Annotated in this window: 16 protein-coding genes and 2 pseudogenes; 8 read left to right on the top strand and 10 right to left on the bottom strand. The window is 44.3% G+C overall.

Annotated elements, in window-relative coordinates:
• Positions 1-46 precede the first annotated feature (46 nt).
• Both MUK70_RS23915 and MUK70_RS23920 read left to right on the top strand, forming a co-directional pair.
• Entirely contained in the window at positions 47-1,564 is a 1,518-nt protein-coding gene (locus MUK70_RS23915; RefSeq protein ID WP_234658492.1) for a glycoside hydrolase family 10-like protein, read from the top strand.
• A gap of 2 nt (positions 1,565-1,566) precedes the next feature.
• A pseudogene (locus MUK70_RS23920) lies at positions 1,567-2,782 on the top strand (NADH-quinone oxidoreductase subunit D).
• 123 nt (positions 2,783-2,905) lie between these two features.
• Here MUK70_RS23920 and MUK70_RS23925 read toward each other — a convergent pair.
• On the bottom strand, positions 2,906-3,916 hold the full coding sequence (locus tag MUK70_RS23925; RefSeq protein ID WP_234606022.1) for an aspartate-semialdehyde dehydrogenase: 1,011 nt from the start codon (positions 3,914-3,916) through the stop codon (positions 2,906-2,908).
• Positions 3,917-4,066: 150 nt separating this feature from the next.
• Positions 4,067-4,645, bottom strand: a complete 579-nt coding sequence (locus tag MUK70_RS23930; RefSeq protein ID WP_234658490.1) for a 5-formyltetrahydrofolate cyclo-ligase — start codon at positions 4,643-4,645, stop codon at positions 4,067-4,069.
• A 160-nt stretch (positions 4,646-4,805) separates the two neighbouring features.
• On the opposite strand from MUK70_RS23930, the gene MUK70_RS23935 reads away from it, so the two are divergent.
• The 4 genes from MUK70_RS23935 (at position 4,806) to MUK70_RS23950 (ending at position 7,912) form a co-directional block, all read left to right on the top strand.
• Positions 4,806-6,017, top strand: a complete 1,212-nt coding sequence (locus MUK70_RS23935) for an NADP-dependent isocitrate dehydrogenase (protein ID WP_234658489.1) — start codon at positions 4,806-4,808, stop codon at positions 6,015-6,017.
• A gap of 194 nt (positions 6,018-6,211) precedes the next feature.
• Positions 6,212-7,375: a BamA/TamA family outer membrane protein gene (locus MUK70_RS23940; RefSeq protein WP_234658488.1), complete on the top strand. Its 1,164-nt coding sequence runs from the start codon at positions 6,212-6,214 to the stop codon at positions 7,373-7,375.
• 73 nt (positions 7,376-7,448) lie between these two features.
• Entirely contained in the window at positions 7,449-7,706 is a 258-nt protein-coding gene (locus MUK70_RS23945; RefSeq protein ID WP_234658487.1) for a type II toxin-antitoxin system RelE family toxin, read from the top strand.
• Positions 7,706-7,912: a prevent-host-death family protein gene (locus MUK70_RS23950; protein WP_234658486.1), complete on the top strand. Its 207-nt coding sequence runs from the start codon at positions 7,706-7,708 to the stop codon at positions 7,910-7,912. Before MUK70_RS23945 ends, MUK70_RS23950 begins: the two co-directional genes overlap by 1 nt.
• Position 7,913: 1 nt before the next feature.
• Here the strand turns inward: MUK70_RS23950 and MUK70_RS23955 are convergent, their stop codons facing one another.
• Positions 7,914-9,440 (bottom strand): RtcB family protein, encoded by a 1,527-nt coding sequence (locus MUK70_RS23955; RefSeq protein WP_234658485.1) that lies wholly within the window; start codon positions 9,438-9,440, stop codon positions 7,914-7,916.
• A 182-nt stretch (positions 9,441-9,622) separates the two neighbouring features.
• Between MUK70_RS23955 and MUK70_RS23960 the strand changes: the two genes are divergently transcribed.
• Both MUK70_RS23960 and MUK70_RS23965 read left to right on the top strand, forming a co-directional pair.
• The gene (locus MUK70_RS23960; protein ID WP_234606015.1) at positions 9,623-10,852 is read left to right on the top strand and encodes a pyridoxal phosphate-dependent aminotransferase; all 1,230 of its coding nucleotides are present in this window, start codon (positions 9,623-9,625) and stop codon (positions 10,850-10,852) included.
• A gap of 96 nt (positions 10,853-10,948) precedes the next feature.
• On the top strand, positions 10,949-12,016 hold the full coding sequence (locus MUK70_RS23965) for a ferredoxin--NADP reductase (protein WP_234658484.1): 1,068 nt from the start codon (positions 10,949-10,951) through the stop codon (positions 12,014-12,016).
• Positions 12,017-12,074: 58 nt separating this feature from the next.
• Here MUK70_RS23965 and MUK70_RS23970 read toward each other — a convergent pair whose 3' ends face one another.
• The 7 genes and pseudogenes from MUK70_RS23970 to MUK70_RS24000 form a co-directional block, all read right to left on the bottom strand.
• The gene (locus tag MUK70_RS23970; RefSeq protein WP_244784515.1) at positions 12,075-13,508 is read right to left on the bottom strand and encodes a M56 family metallopeptidase; all 1,434 of its coding nucleotides are present in this window, start codon (positions 13,506-13,508) and stop codon (positions 12,075-12,077) included.
• Positions 13,423-13,839 (bottom strand): hypothetical protein, encoded by a 417-nt coding sequence (locus MUK70_RS23975; RefSeq protein ID WP_244784517.1) that lies wholly within the window; start codon positions 13,837-13,839, stop codon positions 13,423-13,425. The genes MUK70_RS23970 and MUK70_RS23975 overlap by 86 nt, the downstream gene beginning before the upstream one ends.
• Positions 13,840-13,983: 144 nt before the next feature.
• Entirely contained in the window at positions 13,984-14,358 is a 375-nt protein-coding gene (locus MUK70_RS23980) for a BlaI/MecI/CopY family transcriptional regulator (RefSeq protein WP_234606012.1), read from the bottom strand.
• Between the two features lie 311 nt (positions 14,359-14,669).
• The gene (gene dnaN, locus MUK70_RS23985; protein ID WP_234606011.1) at positions 14,670-15,794 is read right to left on the bottom strand and encodes a DNA polymerase III subunit beta; all 1,125 of its coding nucleotides are present in this window, start codon (positions 15,792-15,794) and stop codon (positions 14,670-14,672) included.
• Positions 15,795-15,899: 105 nt separating this feature from the next.
• The gene (gene gldG / locus MUK70_RS23990; RefSeq protein WP_234658480.1) at positions 15,900-17,555 is read right to left on the bottom strand and encodes a gliding motility-associated ABC transporter substrate-binding protein GldG; all 1,656 of its coding nucleotides are present in this window, start codon (positions 17,553-17,555) and stop codon (positions 15,900-15,902) included.
• Between the two features lie 118 nt (positions 17,556-17,673).
• A complete protein-coding gene (locus MUK70_RS23995) occupies positions 17,674-18,681 on the bottom strand; it encodes a phytanoyl-CoA dioxygenase family protein (RefSeq protein ID WP_234658478.1) in 1,008 nt (335 codons plus the stop codon).
• A gap of 87 nt (positions 18,682-18,768) precedes the next feature.
• Positions 18,769-19,662: pseudogene (locus MUK70_RS24000) on the bottom strand (3-keto-disaccharide hydrolase).
• Positions 19,663-19,857: the final 195 nt, after the last annotated feature.

Genomic DNA, 19,857 nt, shown 5'->3' on the forward strand with positions numbered 1-19,857 from the left:
AAAAATAAAAATAGTTGCGCTTTCCTTTACATTCCTTCTATTTATAATGGAAAGTTGTATTGCCCAAAGTGCCGACACTGAAGAAATCCTACCTCCAAAAAGGGAATTCAGGGCAGTTTGGATCGCTACTGTTGATAATATTGACTGGCCGAGCAGCAAAAATCTTATACCAGAACAACAACAGGAAGAATTTTCAGCGCTTCTTGATTTCCATAAAAAAGTGGGAATGAACGCCGTGTTCGTGCAAGTGCGCGCCGCCGGTGATGCGTTTTATGCTAAAAGCGCAGAACCCTGGTCGGAATGGTTAACGGGGCGGCAGGGAAGGCAGCCGGATCCAATGTGGGACCCATTGGATTTTATGGTTAATGAAGCGCATAAGCGCGGCCTCGAATTCCACGCCTGGCTTAACCTGAACAGACTCGTTCACAAATCCTCCACCAGCGTTTCCGCTGAAAATATCAGCAAAATACACCCGGAATGGATCCTGAGTTATGACGGCTACAAGCTTTTTAATTTTGGAATTCCGGAAGTAAGGCAATTTATCACGGATATGACGGTGAATGTCGCCAAAAATTACGATGTAGACGGAATCCATTTTGACGATTACTTTTATCCCTATGCCGCTCCCGGGCAGGTTATCCAGGACGAAGCAACCTATCAAAAATACGGAGAAGGCTTTGCCAATAAAGCGGACTGGAGAAGGCACAACATTGATTTGTTAGTTAAACAAATTCACGATGGACTTGAGGCTGTGAAGCCGCGCCTGAAATTTGGGATCAGCCCGTTTGGTGTCTGGAGAAATAAAGACCGCGATGCGGAAGGGTCAAAAACTTTTGGCGCTTTGGCTTCCTTTGACGACCTTTTTGCGGATAGCAGGCGCTGGATTAAAGAAGGATGGATCGATTACATTGCGCCGCAGGTTTATTTTTCCTCCGGTTTCTCGCGTGTCCCTTACAGAAATTTGGTTGATTGGTGGACGGAGAATTCTTATGACAGACATTTATATATAGGAATGGGCGCATACCGCGTAGGTTATAAGGATCGGGACAAGCATTGGTCCAATCCTATGGAGATTCCTAATCAGGTCCGTTATTTAAGGGAGAGTGAAACGGATGGGGCGATTTTTTTCAGTTCGCGATCCTTGCGTGGGAATAGTCTGGGATTTGTAGACTCGCTTCGTACAAACTTTTTTCGCTATCCTGCTATGGTGCCGACAATGCCCTGGAAAGACAGGATTGCACCATTGTCTCCCAGAAGTTTAAAGGCAACATTGTTATCTAAAGGCCTCGAGCTGACCTGGGAGATGCCCGACGCAGCACCGGATGGTGACCGGGCATGGTATTACGTAATTTATCGTTTCGCTCCCGAGGAAAAGGCAACTGCACACGATCCAAGGCGTATCATTGGTATGTGTTACGAGGGTCAGAAGTTTGTGGATATGACGGCCGAATCAGGAAAGCGATACATCTATTATGTGACGGCAGTTGACCGGCTCCATAACGAGGGACGGCCAATCGGGCCGTTGAAAGTGGAGGTCCATGATCAAAAGCTTGTGAGATTTTAACTATGAGCAATTCTATTCAATACCAATATAAGCCTGAGTATCTGGCTGTCTCAGTTCCTACAAAATATGCCTCCGAAACGCTTCGTAGAGAGGAAATGGTGTTGAATGTGGGACCGCAACATCCTAGTACACACGGAGTTCTTCGTTTGGAAGTCGTTACAGACGGGGAAATCATCGTAGACGTGGTTCCGCTTGGGTTACCTGCACAGATGTTTTGAAAAGCATGCAGAATCGTTACCTTTCAACCAGATCATCCCGTATGTGGATCGTATGGATTACGTTGCGGCCATGAATTCGGAGCACGCCTATGTAATGGGTGTGGAAAGAATGCTGGGCATTGAAAATGACATTCCAAAACGCATTGAATACATCCGCGTGGTGGTTGCCGAACTGAATAGGCTGGCCTCACATTTCGTAGCGCTAGGAACTTATGCGATGGATATTGGGGCATACACGCCGTTTCTGTGGATGATGCGCGACCGGGAACAGATCCTGCGTTTGTTGGAATGGACTTGTGGCGCCAGGATGCTTTATAATTATATCTGGATAGGAGGGCTATTCTATGATTTGCCCGTTGGCTTCGAAGAACGCTGTCTGGAATTTATCAAATACTTAAAACCTAAGTTAACAGAGTTGCAACAACTTGTCGTTGACAATAAAATTTTTATCCAGCGCACAGCCAATGTGGGCGTCCTACCCTTGCCTGTTGCCATTAATTACGGTTGTACGGGCCCAATGCTGCGTGGTTCCGGCTTGCGTTACGATCTGCGGAAGGTCGACGGTTATTCAGTTTATCCGGAACTGGATTTTGAAATACCGATCGGCGAAGGAGCAATGGGGACAACCGGCGATTGCTGGGATAGGACTTGGGTTCGTGTGGTAGAGTGCTGGGAATCAGTAAAACTTATTGAGCAAAGTCTGGAGCAGCTGACCGGAGACTATAAGAGAACTCGCGATTTCGATCCGCAAGCCATTGTTCCCAAGAAAATCCGTCCAAAAGCAATGGACTTTTACGTGCGTGGCGAAAGTCCGAAAGGTGAGTTGGGGTTCTTTTTCAGGACAGATGGCCGTTCTGATATTCCGTTCCGCTGTAAGGCACGCTCTTGCTGTTTTCACAATCTTTCTGTAATTGGAGAAATTACAAAAGGCTCATTACTGGCAGATTTGGTTGCAGTTATCGGATCTATTGACGTGGTAATGGGGGAGGTGGATAGGTGACGTTGTGCTTAGCCCCAAACCCCTGAAGGGGCTTTACGGCGCTGCAAGTTAGAGGCAAGTCCCCTTTGGGGCAAAAGAAGCCGCCTTTCAGCAGCTCCTTCTTATTATATATTCCAAAAAATCTTAAACAGCCTGCGCAACGCCTACCAAATCATGCTTAGCCAGGAACTCAGCAATCTGAACTGTGTTCGTTGCTGCACCCTTGCGAAGGTTGTCAGCCACAATCCATAGGTTCAAGGTTTTAGGCTGAGATTCGTCGCGACGGATACGGCCGACAAACGTTTCGTCTTTTCCGTGAGCCGTTAATGGCATGGGATAAAGTGCTTTTTTAGGATCATCCTGCAAAATCACACCTTCCGCTTCGCTCAAAATCTGACGTACTTCGTCGAGGTCAAATTCATTTTCGAATTCGATGTTAACCGCCTCTGAATGACCGCCGATGGTTGGGATACGAACCGTTGTGGCTGTAACAGCAATGCTGTCGTCGCCCATGATTTTCTTCGTTTCGTTTGTCATTTTCATCTCTTCCTTCGTATAGCCGTTATCCAGGAATACGTCAATGTGCGGCAGCACATTCAGGTCAATCTGATGCGGGTAAACTTTTCCTTTGCTATGATCGCCCGCGCGTTCCGAGAAAAGCTGGTCTACCGCCGCCTTACCTGTTCCGGTTACAGATTGATAAGTGGAAACAACCACTCGTTTGACTTTATATTTTTTATGCAAAGGATTTAAAACCACCACCATTTGAATGGTTGAGCAGTTGGGATTTGCAATAATTTTATCTTCTCTTGTCAATTCACCTGCATTGATTTCCGGAACAACCAGTTTTTTAGTTGGGTCCATTCTCCATGCCGAGGAATTATCGATTACTGTAATGCCGGCTTCTGCGAATCTTGGTGCAAGCTCCAATGACGTGCCTCCACCTGCTGAAAATATTGCTATCTCAGGTTTGGCTGCAATGGCTTCCTCAAATCCGATCACCTTTATCTGTTTACCCTTGAATGTAACTTCCTTACCAACAGATCTTTCAGATGCAACGGCCAACAATTCCGTCACCGGGAAATTACGCTCTTCGAGCACTTTGAGGATTTCGCCGCCTACCAAACCGGTAGCGCCTACTACTGCGATTTTCATTCTAGCATTAAGATAAAAAGTGGATAGAAATTTGATTTACTTTCTCCTGCCTGAGCAATTGAAAAGTGCCGCAAATTTACGAGGAATTTTAGAATGAATGTGGATTTTAACATTTTAAGCGCTGAAATTCAGGATAAGAAGCAGATCATATCACCAGATCCAGGTTTTTTCAGGTGTTATACAGGAATCCATTCGAATGTCATAAGGATTAATGTCATCAATTTTTGAAACGGGCTCAAAGAATGAAAGTCCGGTTTTAACTGCATCTGCACGACATTTGTCTAAAAAGCGGTCATAATATCCACCGCCGTATCCTACCCGGTAACCATGCTCATCAAAGGCGAGTAACGGAATGTAAATGACATCGATTTTCTGAACTTGCACAGGCTTTGAAGTTTGTGGGTCAGGTTCGGGAATGCCCCATTGATTGCTTATCAACCGAGTCTGGACATCTAATATGTAATGTTGCATTTCTTTTGTCTTTGGAATAACAAAAGGCGCGGCAATGCGAATGCCCGTGAATAATGTCTGTAACGCATTGATAATGTTCCAGGTGTCTATTTCCTTTTTATTGATTTGGGGCAAAAAAATGTGGATGGTTTCATCGCCGCTTAATGTGCTTGACTGGATGAGATTTCTGCAAATCAGGTCATTTTTGCTGGATGCTTCGTTCTCTGTCAAATTCATTCGTTTCAAAAGAAAATCCCTGCGCAGCGCCGCTTTGTCCATTCTTTGCGTGTTTAAATTAGGCAGACAATATCGAAATTTAGGGTTAACCTGCCAAAGTTAACTCCTTAACAATGTTCTCCTTTTTTCGCCTTTTTAATGCTATTGTTCGTACTTTCACGCTCGCATTTTAAATTCTTTAACCATAGTTTATAAACAAGACATGAGCAAAATTAAAGTTGCAAATCCCGTAGTGGAGCTTGACGGAGACGAAATGACCAGAATTATCTGGAAGTTTATTAAAGAAAAACTGATTCTGCCATACCTGGAACTGGATATTAAATATTACGATTTAGGCGTGGAATACCGCGACGAAACGAATGACCAGGTTACCATAGATGCAGCAAATGCGATTAAAGAATATGGCGTGGGTATCAAATGTGCGACTATTACACCGGATGAAGACCGCGTTAAAGAGTTCAATCTGAAACAAATGTGGAAATCGCCAAACGGAACAATCCGTAACATTTTGGATGGAACCGTTTTCCGTGAGCCCATCGTAATGAGCAATGTGCCTCGTTTGGTTACAAACTGGACAGCTCCTATCATTGTTGGACGTCACGCATTTGGTGATCAATATAAAGCAACTGATTTTGTTGTTCCTGGAAAAGGAAAGCTTACCATTAAGTTTGAAGGCGAAGATGGCAATGTGATCGAGCACGAGGTTTATCAGTTCAAAGGCGCGGGTGTTGCGATGGGAATGTACAACATTGATGAGTCGATCCGTGGATTTGCTTATGCTTGTTTCAACGTTGCATTGGACAAAGGATGGCCATTATATCTTTCGACAAAAAACACAATCCTTAAAAAGTACGACGGTCGCTTCAAGGATATTTTCCAGGAAGTTTACGAAAGTGATTACGCAGGAAAAGTGCATTATGAGCACCGTCTGATCGATGATATGGTTGCCTCCGCACTTAAATGGGAAGGTAACTTTGTTTGGGCTTGTAAAAACTATGACGGTGACGTTCAGTCAGATACAGTTGCGCAAGGTTTTGGTTCATTAGGTCTGATGACTTCTGTTTTGGTAACGCCAGATGGCAAAACCATGGAAGCGGAGGCTGCGCACGGAACAGTAACACGTCACTATCGCGAGCACCAAAAAGGAAAGCCAACTTCCACAAACCCAATCGCGTCCATTTTTGCGTGGACACGTGGTTTGGCTTTCCGTGGAAAGTTGGACCACAACCAACCATTGATCGATTTCAGTCTTGCTCTTGAAAAAGTGTGTGTTGAAACGGTTGAAAGTGGTAAAATGACGAAGGATCTTGCTGTCAACATTCACGGAAATGACGTGAAACACGGCGAGCATTACCTTTATACTGAGGAATTCCTTGATGCAATTGATGAAAATCTGAAAGCTGCATTGGCTTAATTCACTTTTAACTGTTTACAAAACGCCACTGATTCATTGCGAATCGGTGGCGTTTTTGTTTAGGTATCATTTTGGTATAAAAATGATTTGTTACAAATGTTACCCCCATAAATAAGTTGAAGCGAAATTTTTTACGCATATTGATACTGTTTCTTTACCTGTCGTTCACAGGTGTGGAATCGTACAGCCGAACCATGCAAATCCCTGATGATCAACCCGTAGCAAAGGCGGATTCAGTCGAAAAGGTTGTTTTGCAGAAGGATATCATTGATGTAATTAAAGGCCTGCGGAAAAAAAATCGGCAGGATTCGGTTAAAATTGACACGGTTTTGAAAACGGGCAAAGTACTGTTCTCTATCGTTCCTGCTTTCGGCTATACATTGACCTCGGGCCTTATCGGTTCAATGAATGTGAATTCCGCATTTTATTCCAGCAATCCGCATAAAACCAGGTTATCGAGCATTACCGCAAACTTTATTTACACCCAATACAAACAAATCACGGTTCCGCTTCAAGCCAGCATCTGGACACGTAATAATGACCTTAATATTCTCACCGATTGGCGTTATTTCAAATATCCGCAGGACACCTACGGTCTCGGGCCAAACAGTGAGCTGAGTGATGCCTCCGAAATTGATTACAAGCATGTTCGACTACATCAAACGGTCTTGAAAAAGGTTACCGAGTCATTTTATGCTGGACTTGGGTTCTTTTACGATTACCGCTGGCATATTCGTCAGGAAGACAGTAATCCAGACGTTACCAAATACGGGTTAACGCTAAAATCTAGATCAGCCGGGCCAGTCGCCACATTGGTTTATGATAACCGTACAAACTCCATCAACCCGGAAAAGGGCTTCTATACAAGCGTGCAATATCGATCAAGCCTGAAAAAACTGAATAGCACTAGCAACTGGAACTCAGTGATTGTTGATATTCGAAAATATTTCAATCTCCCGCAAGGCAGTAGAAACACACTTGCGTTCTGGAACTACAACTGGCTGGTTGTGAGTGGTAAAGCTCCTTATCTCGATCTCCCAAGCACCGGTTGGGACCCTGCAACCGCCATGGGTCGCGGCTACATTCAAGGCCGTTTTCGCAGTCCAAAATTGTTATATTTTGAAACTGAATATCGAATGTCGCTTACCCGCAACGGCTTAATAGGCGCCGTAGTTTTCGGAAATGCCCAAAGCGTATCGAACTGGCCCTCAAACAACTTCACGAAAGTAGCACCCGGCGGAGGCGTTGGTTTAAGGATTAAAGTCAACAAAAAATCCAGAGCCAATGTTGCTATTGATTACGGTTTCGGCATGAAAGGGTCCAGAGGGTTGTTTGTGAATTTGGGGGAAGTTTTTTAGAGGAAGTTCGGTTATTGAATGTTTGGCAATTCGGATTGGGATGCTTAATTTTATCAAAGCACACTATAATCTAATGTACAAACTGATTTTTACTAATAGAGCCCTCAAAAGCTTAAAGGCGATCTCTAAGCGCGACGCTTCGCAAATTTTGGAAAAGCTGGAAGAACTCTCTGCGGATCCGATTGATGCACGAAATGTAAAGCGGCTGCAAAATCATCCAATAGCGGTTTTTCGTTTAAGGATAGGAGACTATCGCGTTCTTTTTGACAAGGAAGACGCATTAAGGATTATCGAGATAATCGATATCGGACACCGAAAACACATTTACTAATGAACCTACATGCACAAATCATAGAGGAGTCGGGAAAACCAAAATTTGCTGTTCTCCCGATCGCTGAGTACGAATCTTTACTGAATGAACTGTCGGATTTTGACAGCATCGAAGATCTAGCAGATTATTTAAGAGCAATTAAAATTAAAACAGAAAACAAAACCTGGCATACACTGAATGATGTGAAGGCCGAATTGGGTATTTAACCTAATCCTCTCTTCCTTCTTTCCGATTGGCGTCTGCCATCCTTACGATTTTTGGTGAGAATTTAGCCAGAACAGTTACAAGGTCGGCTTGTGCAGCGATAACTTTGTCGATGTTTTTGTAAACCATAGGCGATTCGTCAAGATCGCCGCCAATGAGCTGAATTCCCGCATCTTCTAAAACCTTATTCATTTCACTTCTTGTAGTCGTCGAAAATGCTTTCGTGCGGGACATAACGCGCCCGGCACCGTGTGAAGCGGAATTGATGGCCTCAGCGCTTCCTTTTCCGCGAATTACATAACCCGGCTGACTCATTGACCCGGGAATGATGCCAAGCTCATTAATCCCAGCCGGCGTCGCGCCTTTTCTGTGAACAATGACATTCCTGCCGTCGGCTAGCTGCTCTTTCCAGGCAAAATTGTGGTGGTTTTCGATCATTCTTAATGGCTTATGCCCTAGTTCGCGGGCAATCTTATTATGGATTTCGTGGTGGTTGGCAGAGGCGTACTCCCCAGCCAAATTCATGGCGATCCAATATTCCTGCCCTTCCTGTGTATTCAGATCCAGCCATGCGAGATGGGCTGCTGGCTTTGGAAGAACGGTCTTTTGCATCGCAATTTTCGAATAGTGATTAGCAACATTGCCGCCAAATCCCCGTGAGCCGGAATGGGAAAGCAATGACAGATAAGTGCCTTTTGGAAGTTTGAGCAATGGATCATCCTCAAAAACCTCCACAGTTCCCCACTCGACAAAATGATTTCCAGTGCCGGAAGTCCCCAACTGGCGGTAAGCTTTGTCTTTGAGATTGCGGACAATTTTTACCGAATTCCATTCCGGAAGATCCATAACACTATCGTCATATTTGCGCGTCGTTTCCCCACCCATGCCGAATTTGGTATTTTCCGTCAGGATCTTTTTAAGAAAATGTGGCTCCCGTTTCAGGTAATCCGCAGGCAAGTCAAACACAGACATACACATCCGGCAAGCAATATCGACGCCCACGGCAAATGGGATCACTTTGTCGGCTTCAGTCGCGAGCACGCCGCCAATAGGCAGCCCATATCCCTGGTGAGCGTCCGGCATTAGGGCACCCGCAATGGAAATGGGTAAACTTGCCGCTGTCTCCATTTGCAATAATGCGCCGGCTTCAATGTGCTCTTTGCCAAAAATGGTATAATGCAGCTTATCTTCCCTCAGAAGAAATGAATGCTTTTGCTGCGTATCCTTTTCCTCCAAGGTTAATACTGCTTCTTCATTGAATAACAGCTCCTTGCCGTCGTCTGTAAGCGTAATTTCCTTGCCATTTCTTTTATATTCATATGCGATCTTGGCAAGATTTGTCATTTTGTTCCTCGATAATGCATACTTTTTTGGGCTATGCAACATCTTGACCAGCAGTAGAAAAATTTTGTCTTTTGGATATTTGGCCCGATGATGCAAGCCGTTTGCAACGCGCAGCACAGGCGTATGCAGATCATCAGGAATGTTGGCCAAAAATTTTATTTCCTCAATAGTGATCTCCGTTTTCATCTGGAAGAAGTGTTAGTTAAAAAATGAGTTTCTCCTTAGACGTAGATTTTTCTTTTGGTAACGCTTATTTTTCACAAATCTTTCTTTGCATTACACAATACAACTTCTAAAAAACACGTACCTTTGCGGGCAATTTGTTCATACAGATCGCAGTATCTTTTTTAACTAAATTATTTGTTGCAATGTCCGCAGTAGCAGAGCAAACCCAGGTTGCACCCCGGTTATTGGCCGACCGGATCAACGCACTCGAAGAATCTTCGACGCTTGCGATGACTAAAATGGCGCGTGAATTGGCCGCACAGGGCCACAAAGTAATTAGTCTAAGCGTAGGAGAACCAGATTTTAAGACGCCTGCGCACATTTGCGAGGCTGCGAAGAAGGCTATTGATGATGGTTTTCATGGTTATTCTCCGGTTGCAGGTTATCCTGATTTGCGCAAGGCAATTGCCGACAAGTTAAAGCGCGACAATAATATAGATTGGAAGCCCGAGAATATCGTGGTTTCTACCGGAGCGAAACATTCACTGGCCAATGTGATCCAGGTATTGATCAATCCGGGTGATGAGGTTGTCATTTTTGCGCCTTACTGGGTAAGCTATTCTGAAATGGTGAAACTTGCTGAGGGTAAGTCGGTTATAATTAATGGTGCTTTTGATAATGATTTCAAGGTGACCGCTGCGCAGTTGGAAGCTGCCATCACGCCACGCACCAGAATCGTCATGTATGCTTCTCCTAATAATCCAACCGGAGCAGTTTATTCAGAAAAAGAATTAAGAGAGATCGCAGCCGTGATTGAAAAACACGAAGATGTTTATGTTTTGGCTGACGAAATCTACGAATATATCAACTTTACGGACGAGGGCCATTTTAGCATTGGATCAATTCCTGCGTTGAAAGACCGCGTAATCACAGTGAATGGAGTTGCAAAAGGTTATGCAATGACCGGATGGAGAATCGGTTTTACGGCTGCTGCGAAGTGGATCGCCGACGGTGTTGAAAAATTGCAAGGCCAGGTCACTTCAGGAACCAACTCCATCGCTCAGAAAGCGGCAACTGCGGCGTTCAACGGGCCTACGGAGCCAACAATTGAAATGACGAAAGCTTACGCACGCCGCCGTGACCTGGTTGTTGGGTTATTGAAAGAAATTCCCGGATTTAAGGTAAATGTGCCTCAGGGAGCATTTTACGCATTTCCTGACGTGAGTTATTACTTCGGAAAGTCAGACGGAACCACACAAATCAATGACTCCGACGACTTCTCAAACTGGTTGTTAAACAATTCCTATGTTTCAACAGTGGCTGGTTCAGGTTTCGGTGCACCCGATTGCATCCGTATTTCCACTGCGGCTGCTGACGAATCGCTCGTTGAAGCTGTTCAGCGCATTAAGGACGCGGTTGCGACTTTAAAATAATAAGAATTGAAATCATCAAAGCCTCATAGGTGTTACCTGTGAGGCTTTTGTATTTCCGACAAACGGAATCAGCTGTTAATCGCAATATCAGAATTAATGAGTAAGTATTATTTTTTGAAGGTCAAAGAAATTGAAAAGGAAACTGAGGAGGCTTCGACGCTGCATTTTTGGCATCCGCTGAATGAGGTGGTTGCTTATAGGCCCGGGCAGTTCCTAACTTTGCTTTTGCCGGTTGATGATAAGAAAATCAGGCGTTCCTATTCCATGTCGAGTTCGCCTTATACGGATGTTTCCTTGGCCATTACGATAAAGAGGGTTCCTGGCGGTTATGCGTCTAATTTATTGCTCGATTCTGTCAAAGTAGGTGATACGCTGGAAGTTATGGAGCCTATGGGTTCGTTTTTCCCAAAGCAAAGTGATGACCAAACCCGGCAAGTCGTCTTTATAGGGGCCGGAAGTGGCGTAACGCCGTTGTTTTCTATTTTGAAATCAATATTAATGGTGGAGCCGGAGAGCGAGGTTTTCCTTATTTATGGTAGCAGGAACGAGGCAAGTATTATATTTAAGAATAAGCTGGACGCTTTACAAGCGAAATATGGTGAGCGCTTGAAAGTGGTGCATACATTAAGCCAGCCGTCGGAAACCTGGGAAGGGGAGAAGGGACGTTTGAATAAGAGCCATTTGCTTAAAATGTTAGAGAAGCTCCCCACATTGAATAAATCCGAAGCCGAAGTTTTTCTTTGCGGACCGGATGATATGATGGAAGAAGCGCATCGGGCCTTAGCCATTCTGGCCGTTCCTGAGAATAAGATTCGCAAAGAAAGTTTTATGACGGCAACCGCTGCCCAACCTGGCGAAGTAACTTTGGAAGAAGACGACGACACATTGAAAACACGTGAAATCACATTGTTTTATGAAGGTGCAGAATACAAGTTGCCTGTAAAACCGCATGAAACAGTGCTCGAAGCGGCATTGAACATGGACATCGATTTGCCTTATTCGTGTCAGGCGGGAATGTGTACGGCTTGTTTAGGTAGGTGTACATCCGGGAAAGTGCATTTGGATGAAGAGGATGCACTTTCGGAGGCGGAATTGAACGAAGGATTTATTTTAACCTGCGTCAGTCACCCGATGAGTGATGATGTGATTATTGAGGTAGAATAAGTAAGATATGCAACCAAAAATAAAGCGGGCAATGATCACATTGCCCGCTTTATTTTTTTCATTTGTTAGGAACCGGTGGTTTCGGTGCTGCTGGTGCTTTTGCCGGCCTTGCAGGAGCTGGCGGTGGCGGAGGTGCTTGGCCACGCCGGATTGTGGTGGCTTTTGCCGCACGTGGTGCTTTGGCAGTCCTTGCTTTCAAAATTGATACTGCTTCAAATTTTTCAAGACCCCGCGATTCAACTGCCATTTTTTCACTTATCGCCTCCATTTTTTCACGAAGGCCGTCCACTTCTTTTTCAAGGTTGCGGATAGGTTCCTCTGCTTTCAATGCTTCTTTTCTTGTTGACGCGATTTGTGCGTTTAATTCAGAGATCGCTTGCTCTTGCACCTTGATTTGTTGCTCAAAATCAGTCAGTTGCTTTTCCAGTTCCGATTCATTTGTTTTAGCATCATTAGACCGCGTTCTTTCCAAAAGAGATGACCTTTTTTCCATCAAATCTTCTCGCAGTTCCATCGCACCTTCTTTCTTCCATTCGAGTTTCTCCATGTTTCGTTCTACACGTTCAACGTCAAAACGATATTTTTCCATTTCAAGATTGAGCTCCTCAATGCGCTGATTATAAGGCTCCATTTCCGTTTGAAGCGCTTGCAACTTGCGATGGATCTCATTCATTTTCTTCTGAGTCGAGTCGTTCATGAATGGAACGGCCGCCATGCCGGATAGGTCAATGTCAGGGATTTCAAATTCAGGAATGTCAAATTCCGGAATGCTGATTTCGGCAACGTCGTCTGAGCGTATTTCAGCAGGTTCGATGGCGGCAACTTCATATACATCACCCTCTTTAACTTTATAAGTTTGCTGCTTATGCTTTTTATTGACCGGTTTCGCTATCTTTTTCCCTTCCTTTTGCTTTTCACTCTTTTGCGCCACAGCATAAACTGACACCCCAATAACCAAGCTCAAAGCGAAAAGCATAATGGGCAAATTTCCAAGCGTTCTGGCTGGTTTAGGATTTAATCCCAAAACGCGCTGAACCCTTTGTAAAAGCAATGGTTTTTTTGATGCAAATGCCATTGCAAATCCAGGCGTACGCTGCCATTCGGCCACTTTCACCAATGCGTGCGCTAACGACATTTTGTCTCCGCAAACACTTAATGCAATGTCGTCACAGCAATGCTCACGCTCGGCGCGAATGCGGTCAGATAACCACCAGATAGCGGGATGGAAGAAGAAAACGACTTCCACAAATGATTGTAACATGTTGATCAAATAATCATTACGCCTGATATGCGCCAGTTCGTGGGCCAGAATCGCTTCAATTTGTGCCGTAGAAAATCCTGAGAGCAGTCCGATAGGAATTAATACCACAGGGCGCAGCGCACCGATGACCATCGGCGTGACGATTTTAGCTGTCTCCCGGAATTCCACGGACTGTGTAATGTTCATTTTCGCAGTCATTACACCAAATCGCGCGCGCCATTCTTTGTCCATTACGATTTTCGCTTTTACCCTCAGTCTTTCTGTAAAAATCCAACCGCCAGCAAAAACGCAGGAGGAGAAAAGCCGCGCCAATAAGCCAGCATACTACAAGCTCATTCAAATGAGCGGATAGCCACATTTGCATTTTAGAGGAAAGAGAAAGTTTCAGGTTGATCGCACGGTTTGCGGTAGAGCTGGCCAAGTGTAGCATTTCAGCAGATTTGCCCGTTACAGTTGCTCCTGCTATTGCCGCTGAGGTTGCCTTAAAATGATAATAAGAAAATGTCAGCACGGATACGAGAACCTGAGCGGCCAGAAAACCGACGCCGAGTATGTACTTCAAATTTAGCTGACTTGCGGCGAAACAGGTAGAAACTGGCAACGGCAAGGATTGCAATCAATGTGCCCTGCCAAAGTGAATGGATTAATGTCCATCCAAAAGAAGCGATGGTCGCGTCAGTAAGAAGGCTTTTGATAAGGTTCATGGCTAACGATTGTTTTCAAGGTTATTTAATAACTCACGTATTTCATCTAATTCTTCTTTGGAAGTGGAGTGATTCCCGAGCGCCTGCATAACCATCTGCGCAGCCGATCCTTGAAATGCAGTTTCAACCAGCTTGCCCAGCAAGTTCTGCTGCGTTTCCTCTTTTCCCAGCAACGCTACATAAATATGCGAACGCCCTTGTTCGGTACGATACAAAAGTCCTTTGTCATGCATAATCTGCATTAACTTCAATGTCGTTGTATAGCCGACATCTTTGGTAGCAGACAATGCATCGTGCACTGCACGAACCGTGCTGGGCCCGGCTTGCCATAAGTAATTTAAAATTTCTAATTCAGAATCGGTCGGCTTGATGTACATGGCGAGAATGTTATACGATAATCTTCGTACCAAATGTCTACGAAAAAAATCGTACTTGCAAGCATCAACTACGATTTTTTTCGTAGTTGATTGTTAAAATAAGTTAAATGATTGGTATAGAAGGCTTTGAAACAAGGAGATCCGGCTAAGTCTAGCCGGATCATCGTGGTATCAGAGCCCTAAATCCCTAAAGGGACTTTGCGATATTCTTGTATGTGACGTAAGCCCATTTAAGGGGTTGGGGTAAACTATTGCGTAACCTTTAAGGGGTTGGGTAATTTATTGCTTTAAACGCTGTGATAAATCAAATACTAAACGTAAGTATTCAACATTACAGGCATCACCAGCATAAGTATATCTTCGTTCTCTTCCTGATCAACCGGGATAATCAAACCAGCGCGGTTAGGAGCAGACAATTCGAATGTGATAGTCTTGCTTGAAAGGTTACCTAGCACTTCGATCAGAAACTTCGCATTGAAGCCGATTTCCATATCGTCACCATTATATTCACACATCAGGCGTTCATTTGCTTCATTGGAATAATCAAGATCCTCAGCAGAGATAACCAGATCGTTCAACGACATTTTTAACCTAACCTGGTGCGTTGTTCTGTTCGAGTAAATGGAAATACGTCTTAGCGAGCTAAGGATTTCCATCCGGTTTATGGTAAGTGTATTTTGGTTATTCGTTGGAATTGCGTTTTCATAGTCTGGAAAACGCTCGTCAATCAAACGGCAGATCATGCGGATATTTCCAAAGCTGAAAAACGCATTACTGGACGTGAATTCAGCCTTAACCGGCAGATCTTCGGATGGCAGACACGATTTCAATAAATTCAATGCCTTGCGCTGGATGATCATGGAAGTGTCGACCTCAGATTTAATGTCAGTCCGACGATATCTTACCAGCCTGTGACCGTCAGTTGCCACGAATGTTGCATTCTCTGTCCCCATTTGAACGAAAACCCCAGTCATAGCAGGACGAAGGTCATCCGTGCTTGTCGCAAATAATGTGTTTGCAATGGCTGCGCCTAATGATGAGGACGAAAAGTCAACCGACTGACCGCGATTTACGGCTGGTGTTTTCGGGAAATCAATCGGATTTTCACCAGAAAGCTTATAGCGGCCATTATCGGAAATGATCTCCGTTCCGAATGTTTCGCTGTTTACTTGCAATGTGATTGGTTGCTCGGGCAATCCGCGGAGCGTATCCAGCAATAATTTAGCAGGGATAGCAATGGCCCCTTTTTCGGAAGATTCAACCTCAATTTCAGTGATCATCACTGTTTGAAGGTCAGAAGCCGTCACGGTTAATGTATTTCCTTCCAATGACAAAAGGAAGTTCTCTAAAATGGGCACAATTGGGTTCGTTGAAACGACACCGTTTATAGCAGACAGCTGTTTGAGTAGAACTGATGACGAAACGACAAACTTCATAATTCGTGACGTAAGTGTTTAGATGATAAATTTATAAAATAGCGGATTTGAAAATCCTTTTGTAGGGAACAAAAGTATAAAAAATAACCGATGAAGTACGGTGCTTTAAGCGAATTTTCGGCCTCGAAGATAGTAGCGTAATCCACCAAAAACTCCTATCAAGGCAATTGGGAGCAATAAATTAAGTGCTTGCCAAAACTTTTTATCCTCCCTGATCTGGATTTTGTCCAATGCCCGAATGTCAATTTGTTTGCTGCGTGCATTAATCAGTCCGTTTGCATCCGTCATGTAATCAAGCGCATGCATCACGAAGTCCTTGTTTCCGAAGGTTTGCCTGGTCACTCGGTCATAACCCAGCGGTAATGGCGCATTCCTTTTATAATCATAATCGTTCACGATGATATCTCCGTCCGAACAAATGATGACTTTGGCTGGGCTTCCGGTTAATTTAAATTTTGCCGCTCTCGGATCACCCGGCAAAATCCGGTTTGCAAACAAGGAAGTGAACGACCCTTCTAAAAGAACACCGGCCAGTTTCGGCCCGCCAGTATAAGTTGCCGGATCAGGATCATTACGTGCCTCGTTATAACCAACAAGCACGGGCGCGTTGAGGATTTGGGTATTTTCGGAGGTCATTAGCAAAGGCGTTTTCTTAATGTTGTCAGCGCCTCCAACCGTATCGATCGAGCTTAGAAATCTTGTATAAACGGAATTAACATTCCTCGTAATGGTATGTTTACCAAAATTATTCAACAAAGGGAAAAAGCGCCAGGGCACGGGTCTAATGTCTGGTTTGTCACCCAGATTGCCAACATTTAGAAGAATTTCCGCGCTGCTTTTGAGATCCTTAACAAGATTGGTGTTAACTCTTGCGCCCCATTTGAAAAAAAGATCACTGAGGTTCAGATCCAATGGCTGCGCATAATTTCCGTCCAGACTGACGCTGTCGACACGTGCGCCGTCCACGAAAAACAAAGCATTACCGCCGCCCATGATATATTGATCCAGCTTAAACTTTTCGTCTTCGGAGAAAGCGCTGTCTGGTTTTAAGATCAGTAATGCGTCCAATCCGGCATAGGACTCGGGGTTGTTCATGTCCAGAAATACATCGTAATTCTGCTGGATCGTTGCAATAAGATCACTTAGACGCGCGGGAGAGATCTTAGTATGGCTGACAACCAAACCAACCTTTTTGTGTTCCTGGTTGCCTAGCAGTCGAATAGCTGACGCGATTTCAAACTCAACACCTTCGTACGATTGATTGAGCTGCTCTTCTGGCGTAGCCGACCTGTTGCCCTTCAAAAGCTGGACAGGAACGGACAGTGTGTCCGCCTGAACAATTGCACCCGGAAAAACGATCTTTTCCGTTCGCTTCCCGTCTTCATTATCGAATATGTTTGTCGGGGTTAACCCTCTGTCAACCAAGTTAAGGAACTGCTTTTGCCGCTGCTCTTCACTGGTCGCTTCGGAAGGATCGGAATAGTTAACGATTAAGTGTCCGTTGGCATAAGTCTTAAATTCGTCAAGTGTCTCGCGCGTAGCAGCTTCAAGCCGCTCAAAGCCAGCTGGCAGGTCACCGCTGAGATAAACATTGACTACTACATCTTTGTCTAAATTGCCCAAAAGCGCCTTTGTTGCGTCCGAGATGCTATAACGTTTGTCCTCAGTAAGATCCAGCCGGAAAAAGAACTGGGAAGCCAACCAGTTTACCCCGGCGAGCAAACCCACAATCAAGACAAACCGGAGTGTTGTATTTTTCATTCAGGAAGATACGGCCTTTGGGCAGATTAGATAAAACAAAAAATGGACGATGCTGTGTCCAGTATAAACGTCCATTTTTTGCAAAAATATAAAAAACCAAAAATGAATTGGTTATAAATTACTTCAATACATCCTCAGATTGCGGGAAAACCGGGTTGTCGTAGATATAAACGCCGTTGTAATCTTGTTTGACAGGCACTTGTGCTATGAAATTTCTGTGGTAAGGCAATGCTTGCTCCGTTGAATAATGGCAGACAAAAGATTTTCGGGTTTGTTCGGGATTCGTGATCATTGAACCGCCATGTGCGAGTGCCGCATGCCAGATGAGGACGTCCCCTTTTTTAATAAGTAAAGTTTCTTTTGGATATTGATGTTCTGTGCAGGTTTGGTCGAGATACTGAGCAAATTCAAGAGGCGATTTTGTTGACTCTTTTTTGAATAAAATACCGTTGCCAAAATTAAATTTAGGCATTTTGTGGGAGCCGATGTAATAGTAGAGCGGGCCCGAATCAATCTTAATGTCTTCCAGAGCAATCCACGCTGCCGCCAAATGGCTCGGGATTTTGGCAGTCACCCAGGGAAAGTCCTGATGCGTTGGTTGCTGGCTTCCGTACATAAAAACCAAACTTTGCATCACCACAACCTGCTGATTGAAAATGGCTTCCAGAAATGACACGATGTAAGGGTGCGTCATCAACTTTTTGCCAGCCACGGAAGAATTATGGAAGTCGTTGATCTTTACGTATTTGCCAAGCAGTGCTTCTTTGGGAAATTCTTTAATGTTCCGTTCCTGGTTGGGTTTGAATTCGTCCAGATCAATGCGGACGGAGAGATCATATTTGTCCGGGTTTTGAACGAGCTCTTGAAAATCACCCCAAAACTTGTCAATCATTTCTTCTGGAATTATTTTCTCCAAAACTACATAACCGTTTTGTTCCCAGCCTTTTAGTTTATCCGCCATGTCGTAAGGCACATTGTATCGTGGCGGATTTTTTTTCAAAAAACCGGCGATATCGGCATTAGGTTTATCAATCCAGGGAAGCGTCGCCTGATCAAATTCCTTAATCGGGAAGTAATGATCTTTAATTGACTCGGCTTTGCGGAGGACACGCTGAACAATGCTCATGTTGTGAATGTGTTGAGAAAATATGATGGTTACCAAATATAATCAAAACCACGACGCGTGACTGAGCCAACACGTCACCGTTGTAAACTACTTATTAAACGTGCAGGTGTTGTTATCGGGGTATTTGTAATAAGATTTATAGTTGGTTGCCTTTGGGTTCATGCATCCTTTCAAATTCAGTAATTGAATATTCCGGAAATCGATCGGATGGCTTTCGGCCTGCAATGCAATGTAGCCGCTGCCCAATGGCGTGTTGTCCTTACGAACCCAGTCTTCCTCGCTGCCCACTTTTCCATCCTTAAATGTATGATTTTTACCTACATAACCACCGCCAATTTTTGGATTGGTAAACACCAGAACGGTGTCGCCTTCGATCATGTGATAAACAATGGAATCACCTAGCACGATTGCTTCAGCAGTAACCCACTGGTCGCCATTGTAAGTTTTTGAAGTGGAGTTGATGCAATGCGCCTGGTCCACTTTTCCGTTTATTTCAACAATCGTTCCAGGTGTGCAAAGATTGCCAGTTGTCCTTTCGCGGGCATTTAAGCCGCCTAAATATTGCATTTCCAAAGAAATAGGGAAATCCTGATCCAGACCCAAGCTCGCAGCCGACTGCGAATGCAGCATGATGCCGCTGTTCCTTACATTCCAGGAAGCGCCGCCCGGCACCTGGTTTCCTGTGAAGCGATATTGAAGCCTGATTTTATAATGAGAAAAGGGCTTGTTGTAATACATATGCCCATATTCGGTCGTGAACTTATCATATTACTTATAGTTCACCCGGATCATGTTATCCTCGGCAATGAATGTGTTTTTGTAATTATCATTCACCTTATGCCCAGCAATCTTAATGTCCCAGCCCGTCAGGTCCTTGCCATTGAACAGAGATAGCCATTCTTCTTTGTCGGCGGCTTTTTGGGCTTGGGAGTTGTGAGAGAGGATAAGTAAAAAAACTGCGAGTTTCAGAAATTTGAGCATGTTAGGAGATTGAGGTTTGCCTTTAAACTCAAAGCCTTTAAGCCCATCAATCTAACATACCTCCGTTAAATTTAACGGCGCGTATTTACCGGCAGATCATTTATTTGCTAAACTCCAAGACGTGTTGTATATATTTCTCTGGAATTTAGAACACGCACTAGAACAAAATAAATGTCACCTGCCGAAAGGAAAGAA

This window comes from Dyadobacter chenwenxiniae, from assembly GCF_022869785.1.
In the GTDB taxonomy this organism is placed as follows: domain Bacteria; phylum Bacteroidota; class Bacteroidia; order Cytophagales; family Spirosomataceae; genus Dyadobacter; species Dyadobacter chenwenxiniae.